Consider the following 15,102-nt stretch of genomic DNA (forward strand, 5'->3'; position numbering starts at 1 on the left):
TATAATTGAGTTAAATATCTATGGTTGTGCCTGTGTTTAGGTCATCCGTATATGGATTGGTGGCTTTCTCAATGTCATAGCTAAACATTGAGGTATTGAATACATATAACCAAACTGGATTTTTACTTTCTGGAGTGCGTTCCTGTTTGGTTGTTTTGCCATTGGCACAATCTAACCAGCCATGTTTTTTAAGCACTTTAGCAACTTTTTTAGGGTCAAAACCTGTGCAAAGTTCTTGTTTAAACTGCTCTTTAAAGAACAAATACCGTAGGGTTTCACGCTGTTGGGTATTTACAACTTTATAACCCACCCTATAAATAGTCTTTTCTCTAAAGCTCTTTGTATCGGCGCTTGTATCGTCTGCATGGTCCATACTGCCATAGCTTGCACGCTTATTACCTTCGATCAAGGTATCGAAACGGCTGTTTCCGTTCGCCTCAAAAAATGCCCGGACCTGCTGGAGTATCTGCCGATCCTCAAAGTCCCCGACCATCTCAAAGCTATTAAGCCAAGTTTTAAATACACTTGTTACTGCCTCTAAAGCTCTGCCCTTCTTCCAGCCAGTGATGTTGGCCTGTGTTGCCAGCTCACCCGCCACAGCAACCACAGCAAAACGCGAAGCTACCCGGGCAATATGCCCTTGTGCATTATCGGGAGTCAGTTTTGATTTATATTGCTGATACATTTTTAAAGCGGTTTCAGTCAATTGACCTTTATCATGAGTCAAATATTCAAGCCAAGCCTTACCAGCCACACCATACGCATTAACTGAATTTTCATACAGCATATTGGCTTGTTGGGAAGCATCAGGGGCAAAGTCCACAAGGTCAAATACACCATATTCACAAGTATCTAAACTAATTTCAGGTAATCGGATTTCTTGTCCGAGTTTAGCCGTTTGCCCGATCTCGTTTAGAATCTCTTTAAAGGTCTTTTCGCCACTGGATAAGAACAAAACACGCCATTGCTGTGGTGCTTTGGCTATCGCTGTACGTGCCATACGCGCCTTACCTTGACCATTGGCAAGCATGTACACTGTTTGTCCTATATCTTTGGCACTTGCTTCACCAATTTCATCCAATACCAAAAAACCATCATTATGCATAAAGGCTGTTTGCTCTAAGGCATTTCCTGTAGATCGCCAAGTACGGTAATACTCTTTAGGATGTCCCCAGACGCTACAGGCAAGATAAATAGCGGTACTTTTGCCTTTTGATGATGTGCCATTGATATGAAAACCACCGCCTTGTTGATTCAATGGCTCAAGTAATTGCCCAGCAAATGCACATGCCACGCTAAATACAAGTTTAGAATGACTTTCTAGTAATAAACTTACCCCGCTTTTCCAGGCCTCAAGATCACCTTTGAATTGAAAACGGTTATCTAGGCCATCGGTACGCTGATAAACAATGACTTCATCATGTTTCGTGGCTGGATTGCTATAGGTTTCAGTCGGCAATACATAACGATGACCATGCCAACCGACACTATCCACACATAAAGCGAATTTATCGACTGGATAGCTCATTAAATAGATTTGAAAAAGCTCTCTGCCTCTGCGGTCAGGTGTAATAATCACACCCTGATTGGATAGGGCTTTTCGTGATTCTGTTCCATCACCTTGAAATAGCTCATTCGGTACAGCCCAGGTATGATGAATGAAAGCATCGTCTTGCCACTGCAATAAACGCCCCCAGTTGTTACTGGTGTTATCCCTAGTTTTAGCCGTCACTAAAATTGGACTGGAGATAAAGCGTTCCCGATATTCACCATTTTTTAGCTTTTCAATGTAGAACACGCCTTTATCATGGATTTCAAAACTACCGTTTTCCCATTCCATTGGTTCCGCAAGCATACCATCAGGTAAATTGTCGCTTGGTGATGGTGGCTCATACTGTGCTGTGATTAAGGCTGTAATATCGCTTGCTGTTGTGGCTAATCCTTGTTGCTTACGTAGATCAACCCAATCCATTACATCGCCTTTTTCAGGCAAATTCAGCCCATCCAAAACGATATATCGAATATCACAACCTAAACCATCAAGCTGCTGGGCAATTTCGTTAAAAAACTTGGTCCCAGCTTTATCATTATCTGGCCAAATTACAATTGAATTTCCAGCCAAGGGTTTCAGGTCTGTTTTATCCGTGTTCCCACTGCCTCCGCATGTTGTAGCAGTTAGGCCCAATGAATTAATAAAGTCGGCTTTTTGCTCACCCTCTACAATATAAATGGGCTGTTTTTCAATAACACCTAGTACATGCTCTAGGGCGTATAACGGCTTTTTACCCTGCCCAACTGGGTACATCTCTGTGAAAATAGGGTCACCAAATTTAAAGCCACGTTCGCCACTGGAAAATACACGTATCCATTTATCACCTGTATGGTGATTTTTGGCTCTCACTTTCCAATAAACCGGCATACCGTGGCCATTGGTATAGCTAAATAAATACTCAAACTGATAACCGTTTTTAACCTCACGTTCTGCCAGCTTTTGAGCATGGAGAAAAGCTTGTTCCTGGACTTCCTGATAATCTAAAAATTCGGTCATTTGTCATTCTCCCATGCGCCCAGGTCTTTGCATGCTTCGATAAAAGACTTACCTGTTAGCAACTGGTGAAATGCAATCAGATCACCGCCTTTGGCTTCGCAAGCCATACATTTAAAGCAACCTTTACGGCTGTTAATGCGTAGGCTTGGGGTACTGTCATCATGGAAAGGACAAATCATTTCTCGCCATTCGCCACGACCTTTGATGGCGTAGCCTCTAGCGGTTAAATATTCGATAGGATCAGGGAGTAATGACCGATTTAAGCCAAATTTCTTTGGCTTATCGGTATTGGTGTTTCGGTATTTCCCTAGCGTAGGGTGCGCTTTCTTCATTCTGCTACGCTCCTTTTAATACGCTTGGGTACAGCTCGGGTAAACTGTCCGTTTCTGCACATAAATCGGCTTTGAATTGGCTTGCTTGGCGTTTAATGGTCGCAATGAGCTGCTTAACCATTTCATAGCTACAACTATGTTCTAATATCGACTTTATCTTTTCCGCTTCCTGAATTGCGATTACAGCAATATTTTCAAAATGCTGTGCATCTACCTCATAAAATACGTAATCGTCATAAATACTGCATGCCAGACTATCCAAACTGCCCTTTAATTCGGCTTGGTCAATCATTCCTTGCCATTGCTCTAAATCGTCAAGCCATTTATTGACGGCATGCAGATTGGCTTGAATTAGGCTATATAGGCCTGTGATATTTTTGTCATTGTGGATCAGTCGGCAAACTACTTTATGTAAATTTCCAATTTCGTTTAAACGCTGGATATAGTCTTGATTAACCTTATACATATCCATCAAAACTTTACTGGCTACATTTTCATTTTTTGGGAGTTCAACACAAGTGTTCATATCTTATTATCCATTCATGTTTTTGAAGTCTTGATTAGCTATTTCGGCTTGCTTATCTAAATACAATGCAAGTTCTTCTATGCGGACCAAATAAGGTGCTTTAGCCGACTTTTCAGCACGAAATACAGGAAAGGGTAAATCTTGCTTTAGCGCCCGTCTTTTTGCGACTTCAAGACTTAAATGTGTAAAAAAATCTTCAATTACACGCTCAAGGGGAACATATGGCGATTGATAACGAAACATTAGTAAAGTCAATGTATTAGGCTTTAAATCTCTCATATTCAAGCCCCAACATTTGCCATAGTTACAGCTTTCTGAATATCCAATAACTCCAGTGCCTCAGTCGCTCTAACTAAAATATCCTGTACAGCTTCGACCTGCTTTCCCGCAAAGCCATCCAAATCATTTCGATCAATACCTTGTAAAATGGCAAATGCTTGGCCTACAAGCTGTATGGATACATTTCTGCAATCCTGGGGAGTAGCATCGTCTGGAGATATGAAAAATGAAGCGGTGTTATTGCTGCGGTGGGTAGTGACTGTTGCACGAATGTTGTTTTGATTAGGCATGATTATGCACTCCATTTACTTTAAATGAAGTTTTGCCGATTACTGTCAAATAATGGTGGCAAAACTGAAAAGGGTTGACAGACTGGTGTAAATGGTGACCAGCACACTCGAAAGTGTCCCTCTCCAGCTTCGCCATAAAATGCGAACACATAGAGATATTACGCACAAAAAAACCACTTGAAGCGGTTTGTACGCCATTTACTTTATAGCCTGTCAAAGCTAATTCAATGATTTTGCATTGAACATATTTAGGATATAAATCTTTGACTTGGTTTGCAAGGGCATTGAGCTTAGAAAGGATTGTTTTCACGTAAACCCTCCTTAGTATGCTGGCCAAGTGCAATCAGTTGACGAATTGCTAATGCACTAAACTCAATAACACTTGCTGTAGCATGTTTGCCCTTGAACCATGTAATAGCATCATCAAAGTTAAAGCACTCAGGTGTTATTTCTTGGAAATAAAACTCCATGTCATGCCCATCAACTGTTAAATGAGGCATTTCTATGGATGTATCTTTATTCGCACAAAGAATTTTTATACCCAGTGGTTTAATTTGTGCCATGAGTGAAATATATTTCAACATACGTGCATTAAATGAAATAAATACAACATCATAATTTTTAGCATAGCTATCCATTAATGGATTTAAATCAATAAATTGGTCTGTCGAAAGTACATCTTTGATAAACAACATATCACCATCTAAACTTAATAATGGTCGTCTATGATCATTTTCATCATGGTGGTGATAACAAATAAGCGTCAACCATGAAAATTTATGAGGACAATAGATTGGCTGTATTTGTTGCTGTAAATCAGAAACGGAATCCGTTGGAAAAGAATTAGTCATTGTTTATTCTCCATTTCTTTGGATTGCATCCATTCGGCTATATCTGTTGCACGCCATACGGTAATGGTTGGGCTTAGTTTTATCGGTTGGGGAAATTCACCTTTACGCACCCATTCCCATAATGTTTTCTCAGATACACCTATTAAGCCTTTACTCGCTTTACGCTCTCCGATCACACGGGTTTTGCCTTTGTTGATGCCTGATTTATATTGGTGAATACGTGGGGGACGATATGGAATAGTGGCCAGGTCATTCATACGGTAATATTCAGTAATGCCATATTTTTCTGCCAGTGCCATTTTTATAAGTTTAGTCATGACCAATTTCCCTTATTAAACCGGTTGCGCTGCATTGGCTTGCTTCAGGTTGTTATGCCATTGCACCAATTCCGCATAATCGAAATAAACAGGAGCTTGGCGTGTCTGCCCAGCTTTGTAGGGTTTGGGGAATGTTGGGTCTTTGGCTATCAGTTTGCGTAGTCCCTCTGCTGTGAGGTCTAACATTTGACAAGTGGTTTTTTGAGATACTCGTAGCGGTGTTGCTTGAGTAGGTAAAGCATGAATTTGCATTTATAAGCCCTCATATCGGTTTATGAGGGTATTTTGTTATTGATTTTTAATAGAGAAAACAGACGAGCTTGCTTAGCATGTGATGGACTAGAATGTCCAGTGAAAGGCTAGCCATTCAGGTTTTTAATACCCAACTAAAATACCGCTAATAGTGTTTTTATCGGTATACCATGCCTCACCATTATTTTTAGTAAGGGTATTTCCTTTTTGATCAGTAATAATTTGAGGATTTTCAATTATCCATTGTGCCAATTGTGCTTTAAATTTTTTATGTTTAGGTTTTAAGCTTGGATTATCAAATCTATTGATCCATAAAGCCACTACCTGTTGTTTGGCTAACTCTGCTTTATTTGCTACTGCTTGTCCTCCTAAATCATGAGTATCAGCCATTTCATTATAGGAAATTATAGATAATGATTTTGTTTTGCTTAAGCCAACCGCATATCCATGCAGAAATATAGCTCTAGACAATCCAAAAAAATTCTTATTCGCATCATTTTTAAATTCAGAAATACAAGCTTTTACAGCGAAATAAAAAGATAGCTCAGCATCTTCACTTTTTGTTAAGCACTTATTTTGTGGGCTATAGTTTTCAGGAAATGGGCGTAATTTTCTTAATTTTCCTTTCCCCTGTTCAATATGCTTTTTAAATACTTCCCTAAAAATATCAATTGTTAAGTCTTTTTCATCGGTCTTTAACAGACTGAGAATAAAAAAGGTATCTCCATCTGCATCTAATTGAGGAGGTGTTTTAGCATAAAAAGCTTTAATATCCGCAGTTAATAGAACCCATTCAATCCATAAGTCCTTGGATAGACTTTCAATGAATTTGTTTCTTTTTTCTGTAGTTGAAATATCCATCAGACTTAACACTCTATTTCTACCAATAAAAAGTATAGATTAATTTCGGTATAGTGGCATATAGAGATATATTCAGCAAAAATTAAACCATCCATCTTGCCTATGTAAGGTGTAAAAGCTTGCTCTATAAAATTGTCATTTTAGTCAATAAATAACGTCTTGATTCAAGCATTATGACTTTCCAGCATTTATATAGCTGACAATTTCCCATTCTGTAACCCATTCACCCTATACAAAATTCAGCAAAAAATAGGTTACAAAAGTGGTTTCAATTTTTATTTATAAAATTATTAATATAAAACAATTAATTAAAACCATACCACCATTCTTTTTATTCTTCAAAAAGCAGTTTTAAAGTAGGTTACAACTGAAAAACCAAGTCCATTAAATTAAAAATATTTAAATAAAAACAATCATGTAACCTACAAAATAAAAAGTGTTACAGCTTTTAAGAATTAAATCATTAAAAAACAATGATGTAACCTTGTAACACCTGTAACACTCAAAAAAACACTATATCCGTAAAATAGAAAAATTAGAGTTTTGGCAAAATTGACAATTTAAGGATTGTTTTTGCGTATGTCATTTAAGCTCCATCAAGCAATGAATGAGTTTGTCATTTCAGCCAATTTAAGCTTAATCAACTTCGCATATTTAATATTGATAACGCCCTGTTTTGCCTGCTCCATTAATGAAAGACTAAACACCATTGGACTGATAAATCTCTCTTGGTTGGCTTCCAGATAATCACTCCACCAACAAAGCATCATCTTGCGTTCTTCCATGAACTCGGCATGGTGCATATAAGCCAATCTCACGCCATTGCGTTCCTGGTGGCTCATTTGTTTTTCTACAGCATCCTCAGTAAACAAAGTACTTTCAATCAAAGCACCGCAGGCCATACCCCTAAACCCATGAATGCACACGTCATCCTGTGTGCTATACCCCATACGCCGGATCATATCGTTGACTGTGTTTTCACTCAGAAAGCCACTCATATCGACACTATTAGGGAATACATTTAAGGAAATACCGCTATAAATCTGTATCTCTTTAATGATTTTCAAAGCTTGTGGGGATAATGGAATAAGATGCTTTTCTTTCATCTTTGCGCCCCTGTGAGAATCTTTATATCCAGCAATCAATTCTCTAGTGGGCGGTATGGTCCATATCTTTTTATCAAAATCAAACTCAGTCCAACGTGCAAAACGCAACTCACTAGACCGGGCAAAGGTATGCAAAGCAAACTCTAAGCAAAGCTTAGTAATTGGATTGCCCCCATCATTCCTTAAACGGCTGAAAAACTCAGGTAATCGCACCAGGGGTAATTTAGGATAGTGCTTTGTCTTTCTGGTGATGGTAATCGCATCGCTTAATGCCACTGCTGGGCTAAGGTCAATATATCCTTTAGTAATGGCATAAGCGAAAATACCTGAGAACCTTTGACGGGTTTTACTCACAATTTCTAAATAGCCCTTTTCCTCAATCTTGCTTAAGACATTGTATAAATCTCGGGTTTTAATCGTATCTATTGGTTTGCTGCCGATCACAGGAAAAACATACATTTCAAAGTTACTTAAGGCTTTTCGAGCTGTATCCTTATTCCACTTGCCTGTAGCCACATAAGCTGCATGCCAGTCTCGTGCAATACGCTCAAAACTAAACTCATCACTATTCTTAGCTGCTTCAATTTTTATTTGGTGAATAGGGTCAATATCATTGGCTAATTGGTTTAAATAGATGGCTCGGCGCTCTCGTGCTTCCCTAAGCGTTAATGCTGGATAATTACCCAGAGTCATTAACCCATCCTTGCCGTTTGGACGTTTATACTTGAATCTCCAGACCTTTGAACCATTTTTACGGACAAACAAGATCAAGCCTTGTCCATCATATAAGTTGTAGTCTTTTTCTTTAGGTTTTGCGCTATCGCATTGAGTAGAAGAAAGTGGCTTAATCTGTTTAGCCATAAGGATTTTACTCCGAATGAGGATACGGAAGTTGACCGCAGTGGATATATCCTCAAATGTATCCTTATTATTTTACGCTGTATAGTGGTATATGTTTGTATGTTTCGGCATTTAAAAACAACAAAGCCCTGAATTATCAGGGCTTTCGGAGCTTATATGCGATATGTTGCCATATAATTTTATATCTGTGGTCCCGAGGGTCGGACTCGAACCGACACGTCATCTCTGACAGCGGATTTTGAGTCCGCCGCGTCTACCAATTTCACCACCTCGGGAAGAGTGCGATGCTTTGTGTTGCGTATGATAACCTGTTTGATTTTATTGTCAAACCCCATCTTTAACTTATTGTTCACTTTTAAATCATTCAGTTATTTTTCTTAGGTAGTTATCAGCAGCTCAGCGCAAAAATACAAAAAAGACTATACTACGCACAATTTCTGCAATGTTTTAGATGTATGCAACTTTCAGACTTTTCATTTGATCTTCCTGATGAACTTATAGCTCGCTATCCTCTAGAAAGCCGTAGCGCTTCGCGTTTACTTCATATCGATGATCAAGGTCATTACCATGATCATAGCTTTACTGATATTTTGGATTTATTAAACGAGGGTGATTTGCTCGTATTAAATGATACCAAAGTCATGAAGGCTCGCTTGAAAGGTAAACGTGCAACTGGTGGGGCAATTGAAGTTCTTGTTGAACGTATGCTGGACACACACACAGCTCACTGTCATATTAAATCAAGTAATTCACCTAAAGCTGGTGCAGAACTTTATATCGGTGAAGATTCAGTTCCAGTTACGGTACAAGGTCGCCATGAAAACCTGTTTGTGGTTGAGTTTTCACAACCGATTTTATCGATACTTGATCAATACGGTCAGCTCCCTATCCCCCCTTATTTCAATCGTGAAGCAGAAGAAATTGATACAGAACGATATCAAACGGTTTTCCACGATCCTGAAAAAATTGCTAGCGTTGCTGCTCCAACAGCAAGTTTGCACTTTGACCAAGATTTATTAGAAAAATTAGCAGCAAAAGGTGTGCAAAAAACATTTGTGACTTTGCATGTCGGTGCAGGCACATTTATGCCAGTCCGTACAACTGACATTACCAATCACATTATGCACAGTGAATGGTGTGATGTTCCACAATCAACGATTGATCTTATTTTAGAAACCAAAGCACGTGGTAATAAAGTGATTGCAGTCGGTACGACAGCAACTCGTGCCTTGGAAAGTGCAGCTCAAGCAAATGATGGCAAAATTGCTGCATGGACAGGTGATACTCAGATTTTCATTTATCCAGGCTACCAATTCTGTATCGTCGATCGTTTGATTACCAACTTCCATTTGCCCGAATCAACACTTTTAATGCTTGTTTCTGCGTTATCAAATCGAGACAACATTTTGTCGGCTTATGAGCATGCAGTTAAAGAACGTTATCGTTTCTTTAGCTACGGTGATGCTATGCTAATAGACAAATTAATCGTTTGATTTAAATACGCTTATGCCGATCGATACAGTACAACAAGCATTACATATAAGACGTAAAAAAAATGCTCAAGTTTTTCGCAATATCGCTCGGCTGTGGGATGCGGGACAATCATCACACACGGATCAAGCATTACTAGATGCCTTGCATCCGTGGCGTGAAGATCACAGCCTACGTTTTTTTAATATTTTGCCTTATTTATTGGCAACAATTAGTCTAAGTACTTTAATCTTTGGATATTTTCTACACCCCCATCTACAATTTATTTGGAGTTTTTTGGGTGCTTTTTTGACAGGTTTTCTTGCTTATCTACTTTATGAGTCAAAACAACCACTTGAACAAGTGATTGAATATTTAGAACAAAGAATAATTCAACTTCGTTATGGTTTGAACTTCCAACAACTCCCTGCTTATCTTCCGATTCAGGCGCAACCATTACTTGTAATAAGTAAATTGAAGCAATCTTTCCCACTGTTTAATCGTGGAACTGAATCAAATGAAATTACACATTATGCTTCTACCGTTTGGGACGATGGAACGACTAAACATCTAGTCCTGATTTTTAAATACCATTACGTAACTGAAATGCCAATTTTGCAAGATGGCAATAGCGATAAAAAAATCGTCAAAGAAATCCATAAAGATTTATGGGGTGCTTTTGTTTTTCAAATGCCGAATTTGGGCATTGCTATTAGTGATCAGCGCTCTCGTTTTTTTGAACCGTATACTCGCTCATGGCAAAGCAGTGATATTTTAATTAATCAGAAACTCAATATTTTTGGTCTAGATCAGCATCAACTTGCAAAAAGTATTAGCCCAAGTTTGACACTCAAGTTACATGATTTTTTTGAACATTTTTCAGGTGATTTAATTTATCATCATGAAGAACAGATTTTATGTTATCTCGGTGAACAAGATCTTTTCCGAATCACGAGTAAACATGATGCAATCCACGATATACCAGCATTGAGAGGTCATTTACGAACCATGACGATGCCTGAATATCAGCGTTTCCAACAATTGATGCTTAATTTAATTCAATAAATAGCCGATAAATCTTTTTAGAACAAAGATAAATGGAATATACGCTGTTCCATTAAGGCAACAATAACGAGGTAATCATGACTGGTTTAATTATTTTCTTGGGGATTTTTGTTCTTTTGATTGTATGGGGCATTCATATTCGCAATACGATTGTACGCTACTTTAATGCGACCAAACGTGCGTGGTCAGAAGTGGCTAATTTTGAACGTCAAAAAGTTAAAACGCTTGAATCTTTAGAAACGACCTTGAGCCGTTACACTGAGTTTGAAAAATCAACATTAGAAAAAGTAACTGAGCTTCGTCAGCAAATCCTTAATTTAAATGTTAATGATACTGATATTTCTCAACTACAAAGCATCGAAAAAATGAGCAAAGAACTCATTCGCAGCCTCAACGTTGTTGTTGAAAATTATCCTGAGCTGAAAGCAGATACGCTGTACAGCAAAATGATGGATGATATTCAGGAGCAAAATGAAAATGTCGGTGCTGCTATTACGATCTTTAACCGTAATGTTGAGTTATTCAACAATCACATCCAGATTTTCCCAAATAATTTGATCAATACAATGACATTATCCAAGAAAGAAATTCGTCCTTTCAAAGATAATTTAGCGACTGATAATTTTGACTATAGACCAAATTTTTAAAAGTAAATTTAAACATTTAAAAGCCAATTTCAGCTTTATCTTGAAATGGCTTTTTTATTTTTTCTCTATAGCTACATTTAGTAGTAGAACTACACACCATAATCAAGGAAAATAGCCGTTTTTGATCAGCGAACTGTTTTTTCGCCTTGATGGATTGGTGTCATGCAATTTGAAAAATTAGGTCAGTCGGGGCGCGCCCGTCGTGGTCGACTCACTTTAGAACATGGTGTTGTTGAGACACCTGTATTTATGCCCGTTGGTACTTACGGTACTGTAAAAGGCATGTTGCCTCGTGATATTGAAGAGATTCAAGCACAAATTATTTTGGGTAACACCTTCCATTTATATTTACGCCCTGGCTTAGAAGTGATTAAAGAGCACGGCGGTCTGCACGAGTTTATTCAATGGGATAAACCAATTTTGACTGACTCTGGTGGTTTCCAAGTATTTAGCTTGGGTGCAATGCGTAAAATCAAAGAGGAAGGCGTGACTTTCCGCTCTCCAATTGACGGTTCAAAAGTTTTCTTATCTCCTGAAATTTCGATGGAAATTCAGCACGTCTTAAATTCAGACATCGTGATGATTTTTGACGAATGCACACCTTATCCAGCAACACATGAAGAAGCTCAGAAATCATTACAGCTTTCTTTACGTTGGGCAAAACGTTGTAAAACCCACCACCACGATGAACTTAAGAATAAAAATGCATTATTCGGCATCATTCAAGGTGGTATGTACGAGGATTTGCGTGATGAATCTCTTGCAGGCTTACTCGAAGTCGGTTTCGATGGTTATGCGATTGGAGGTCTCTCTGTAGGTGAACCTAAAGAGGAAATGATCAAAGTTCTTGATTATTTACCAAACAAAATGCCTCAGGATAAACCTCGCTATTTGATGGGTGTAGGTAAGCCAGAAGATATCGTTGAAGCGGTTCGTCGCGGTGTTGATATGTTTGACTGCGTAATGCCTACCCGTAATGCACGTAATGGTCATTATTTTGTCACTGATGGTCTGGTAAGAATTCGTAATAGCAAATATCGTCATGATAAAGGACCTTTAGACCCTCATTGCGACTGTTACACTTGTAAAAACTTTACTCGTGCCTATTTATATCATTTAGAGAAGTGCGGTGAGATGTTGGCATCGATGCTCGGTACGATTCATAACTTACGTTATTACCAACGCCTTACTCAAGGCATGCGTGATGCTTTAGATAATGGTACGTTTGACGAGTATGTTCAGGACTTTTATGCCCGTCGTGGTTTAGAGGTTCCACCCTGCCCTGAAGATTAATGTATAAGTAAATGCATCAAGATTTGCGCCTAAACGCAAGACAAGGTACATTGCAAAACGAATTGGAATTTAATCGTAATTTTTCGCTTTATCTTTTATTAGGAAATTAAAATGAGCTTTTTCATTTCTACCGCTCACGCTGCTCCTGCAGCAGCTCAAGGCCCAAGCTTAATGGCAAACTTATTGATGATTGCTGTTTTTATTGCAATCTTCTATTTCTTGATCTGGAGACCTCAAGCTAAACGTGCGAAAGAACACCGTTCTTTGATCGAAAGCTTAGGTGTGGGAAGTGAAATCGTTTTTGCTGGTGGTTTAATGGGGAAAATCACGAAGCTTGATGGTGACTTCGCTGTTGTTGAGTTAAGCCGTGGCGTAGAAGTAAAAATCCAACGTGCAAGTGTCATTTCAGTATTACCTGAAGGCACACTAAATAACCTTTAATCATAAAATAGTCGTGCCTCAGCACGACTTTTTCATTTAAGAAGAAAACGAATGCGTTACCCTGCATGGAAATATTTACTGATTCTCGTCGTTCTCGTGATCAGTACGTTATATGCACTTCCAAGTCTGTATCCTGATGAACCTGCTGTCCAAATTTCTGGTGCAAAAGCAGGTACACAAATTGATCAAACGGTTGTGCAAAAAGCTGAGCAGATTCTGAAAGCTGCCAACATCAGTAGCCATGATAATAGTTTCACCAACAATGCGGCATTATTACGTTTAGACACTTCAGAAGCTCAATTAAAAGCAAAAGAAGTGCTACGTCGTGATTTAGGTGAAGACTACGTGGTTGCACTTAACCTTGCGCCAACCACACCTGAATGGTTGCAAAAGATTGGTGCAAAACCGATGAAACTCGGTTTGGACTTACGCGGTGGTGTACACTTCTTGCTCGAAGTCGACATGGATAAAGCGATTAGCCAACGTATGGAAACATCGGCAACTGATCTGCGTCGTCAATTTCGTGACAACAAAATCAAATTTAATAATTTAGCACTGAATAACAATACCATTACTGTTCAGTTTGCCAATACAACTGACCGTGATGCAGCAGCAGATTTCTTACGTCGAAATGGCAATGAGTTCACACAGCAAGCACTAGCAAGTACAGATGGTGCTTTACTAAAACTCAACTATACAGATGTTCGTCGTCAAGAAATTCAATCTTACGCGGTGAATCAAAACTTAACGACCCTACGTAATCGTATTAACGAGTTAGGTGTTGCTGAAGCATTGGTACAAACTCAGGGTAGCAACCGTATCGTGGTTGAGTTACCTGGCGTTCAAGATACTGCTGAAGCAAAACGTGTCTTAGGTCGTACAGCAAACTTAGAATTCCGTTTGGTTGCTGATAGTAATGATCAATATATTGACCCATATACAGGAAAATATAATGGTCAGCCGCTTCCTCCAGGCACGGAATTATTTGCCTATGAATCACTGGATAGTGGCCGACAGCTTCTGTTAAATCGTAACCGTATTTTGACAGGTGAACGCGTTCAAAATGCAAGTTCTGGTTTTAGCCAAGACTCTGGTGGTGCAGAAGTTAATATTACGTTAGACACTGCTGGCGGTAAGCTCATGGCAGATGCAACACGTAATGCTGTTGGCAAACGTATGGCTGTATTGTTTATTGAAAATAAACAAAAAATTAGCTATGTCACTGATCCAGCTACAGGTACTCAAACAGAAGTCCGCACACCGTATACTGAATCTGTTGTGATCAATGCCGCAACTATTCAGGCCGTTTTGGGTTCACAGTTCCGTATCACGGGGCTTGACTCTCCACAGGAGGCGGCTGAACTGGCGTTGATGCTTCGTGCAGGTGCCTTGGCTGCGCCAATGTACTTCGTGGAAGAACGTGTGGTTGGTCCTAGCCTCGGTCAAGAAAATATTGATGCAGGTGTGTTATCTACTCAGATTGGTTTCATTCTTGTTGCAATCTGGATGGTGGTATTCTTCCGCTTGTTTGGTGTAATTGCGAATTTCGCTCTGGTATTTAACCTTGCGATGATTCTTACTGTTATGTCTTGGTTAGGTGCTTCCCTTACCCTTCCTGGTATTGCAGGTATCGTGATTGGTATCGGTATGGCTGTCGATGCAAACGTTCTGATCTGTGAACGAATACGAGAAGAAATGCTGTGGGGTGCCTCTCCAAAACAAGCCATTGTTGCGGGTTATGATCGAGCCTATAACACTATTTTTGACTCGAACTTAACGACGTTTATTGTTGCATTTATCTTATTCGCTATCGGTACAGGTCCGATCAAAGGCTTCGCTGTGACGCTTATGATTGGTATCGTATGTTCAATGTTTACTGCAATTACAGTAACACGTGCGATTGTACAACTCATTTATGGCAAACGCCGTAATTTGACTAAGTTGAGCATTTAAGGAGATTCAT

Annotated in this window: 17 protein-coding genes and 1 tRNA gene; 6 read left to right on the forward strand and 12 right to left on the reverse strand. The window is 39.1% G+C overall.

The features are described from left to right. Positions 1–10 precede the first annotated feature (10 nt). From R2H34_RS13680 to R2H34_RS13735, 12 genes are all read right to left on the reverse strand, one after another. Positions 11–2,548, reverse strand: a complete 2,538-nt coding sequence (locus tag R2H34_RS13680; protein ID WP_278345342.1) for a DUF927 domain-containing protein — start codon at positions 2,546–2,548, stop codon at positions 11–13. Continuing rightward, complete coding sequence (locus tag R2H34_RS13685; RefSeq protein ID WP_278345341.1) at positions 2,545–2,880, reverse strand: CHC2 zinc finger domain-containing protein; 336 nt, start codon at positions 2,878–2,880, stop codon at positions 2,545–2,547. The genes R2H34_RS13680 and R2H34_RS13685 overlap by 4 nt, the downstream gene beginning before the upstream one ends. Before the next feature lie 4 nt (positions 2,881–2,884). Beyond that, on the reverse strand, positions 2,885–3,406 hold the full coding sequence (locus R2H34_RS13690; protein WP_278345340.1) for a hypothetical protein: 522 nt from the start codon (positions 3,404–3,406) through the stop codon (positions 2,885–2,887). 6 nt (positions 3,407–3,412) lie between these two features. Next, positions 3,413–3,685 carry a pyocin activator PrtN family protein gene (locus R2H34_RS13695; RefSeq protein WP_278345339.1) on the reverse strand — a complete coding sequence of 91 codons (273 nt, stop codon included), beginning with the start codon at positions 3,683–3,685 and terminating at the stop codon, positions 3,413–3,415. 2 nt (positions 3,686–3,687) lie between these two features. Further along, a complete protein-coding gene (locus tag R2H34_RS13700; protein ID WP_278345338.1) occupies positions 3,688–3,975 on the reverse strand; it encodes a hypothetical protein in 288 nt (95 codons plus the stop codon). After that, positions 3,968–4,285 (reverse strand): hypothetical protein, encoded by a 318-nt coding sequence (locus tag R2H34_RS13705; RefSeq protein WP_412176803.1) that lies wholly within the window; start codon positions 4,283–4,285, stop codon positions 3,968–3,970. The genes R2H34_RS13700 and R2H34_RS13705 overlap by 8 nt, the downstream gene beginning before the upstream one ends. Then, positions 4,266–4,826, reverse strand: coding sequence for a hypothetical protein (locus tag R2H34_RS13710; RefSeq protein WP_278345337.1), 561 nt, complete (start codon positions 4,824–4,826; stop codon positions 4,266–4,268). The genes R2H34_RS13705 and R2H34_RS13710 overlap by 20 nt, the downstream gene beginning before the upstream one ends. After that, positions 4,823–5,143, reverse strand: a complete 321-nt coding sequence (locus R2H34_RS13715; RefSeq protein WP_278345336.1) for a helix-turn-helix transcriptional regulator — start codon at positions 5,141–5,143, stop codon at positions 4,823–4,825. The genes R2H34_RS13710 and R2H34_RS13715 overlap by 4 nt, the downstream gene beginning before the upstream one ends. A 15-nt stretch (positions 5,144–5,158) precedes the next feature. Further along, on the reverse strand, positions 5,159–5,395 hold the full coding sequence (locus R2H34_RS13720; RefSeq protein WP_278345335.1) for a transcriptional regulator: 237 nt from the start codon (positions 5,393–5,395) through the stop codon (positions 5,159–5,161). A 123-nt stretch (positions 5,396–5,518) separates the two neighbouring features. Beyond that, on the reverse strand, positions 5,519–6,256 hold the full coding sequence (locus tag R2H34_RS13725) for a hypothetical protein (protein WP_278345334.1): 738 nt from the start codon (positions 6,254–6,256) through the stop codon (positions 5,519–5,521). 596 nt (positions 6,257–6,852) lie between these two features. Further along, the gene (locus R2H34_RS13730) at positions 6,853–8,223 is read right to left on the reverse strand and encodes a tyrosine-type recombinase/integrase (protein ID WP_278345333.1); all 1,371 of its coding nucleotides are present in this window, start codon (positions 8,221–8,223) and stop codon (positions 6,853–6,855) included. 188 nt (positions 8,224–8,411) lie between these two features. Then, positions 8,412–8,498: transfer RNA gene (locus tag R2H34_RS13735), tRNA-Leu, on the reverse strand. Positions 8,499–8,678: 180 nt separating this feature from the next. Between R2H34_RS13735 and queA the strand changes: the two genes are divergently transcribed. The 6 genes from queA (at position 8,679) to secD (ending at position 15,092) form a co-directional block, all read left to right on the forward strand. Next, entirely contained in the window at positions 8,679–9,716 is a 1,038-nt protein-coding gene (queA, locus tag R2H34_RS13740; protein WP_004908961.1) for a tRNA preQ1(34) S-adenosylmethionine ribosyltransferase-isomerase QueA, read from the forward strand. 13 nt (positions 9,717–9,729) lie between these two features. Beyond that, entirely contained in the window at positions 9,730–10,758 is a 1,029-nt protein-coding gene (locus tag R2H34_RS13745) for a hypothetical protein (RefSeq protein WP_125297720.1), read from the forward strand. 77 nt (positions 10,759–10,835) lie between these two features. Then, positions 10,836–11,405 (forward strand): LemA family protein, encoded by a 570-nt coding sequence (locus R2H34_RS13750; RefSeq protein ID WP_004908965.1) that lies wholly within the window; start codon positions 10,836–10,838, stop codon positions 11,403–11,405. A 162-nt stretch (positions 11,406–11,567) separates the two neighbouring features. Beyond that, the gene (tgt, locus tag R2H34_RS13755) at positions 11,568–12,698 is read left to right on the forward strand and encodes a tRNA guanosine(34) transglycosylase Tgt (protein ID WP_004908968.1); all 1,131 of its coding nucleotides are present in this window, start codon (positions 11,568–11,570) and stop codon (positions 12,696–12,698) included. A gap of 111 nt (positions 12,699–12,809) precedes the next feature. Further along, positions 12,810–13,139, forward strand: coding sequence for a preprotein translocase subunit YajC (yajC, locus tag R2H34_RS13760; protein ID WP_004908970.1), 330 nt, complete (start codon positions 12,810–12,812; stop codon positions 13,137–13,139). 51 nt (positions 13,140–13,190) lie between these two features. Continuing rightward, a complete protein-coding gene (secD, locus tag R2H34_RS13765; RefSeq protein WP_004964104.1) occupies positions 13,191–15,092 on the forward strand; it encodes a protein translocase subunit SecD in 1,902 nt (633 codons plus the stop codon). The last annotated feature ends 10 nt before the right edge of the window (positions 15,093–15,102 follow it).

The sequence above is a fragment of the Acinetobacter sp. 16 genome, assembly GCF_033439925.1.
Taxonomy (GTDB): domain Bacteria; phylum Pseudomonadota; class Gammaproteobacteria; order Pseudomonadales; family Moraxellaceae; genus Acinetobacter; species Acinetobacter junii.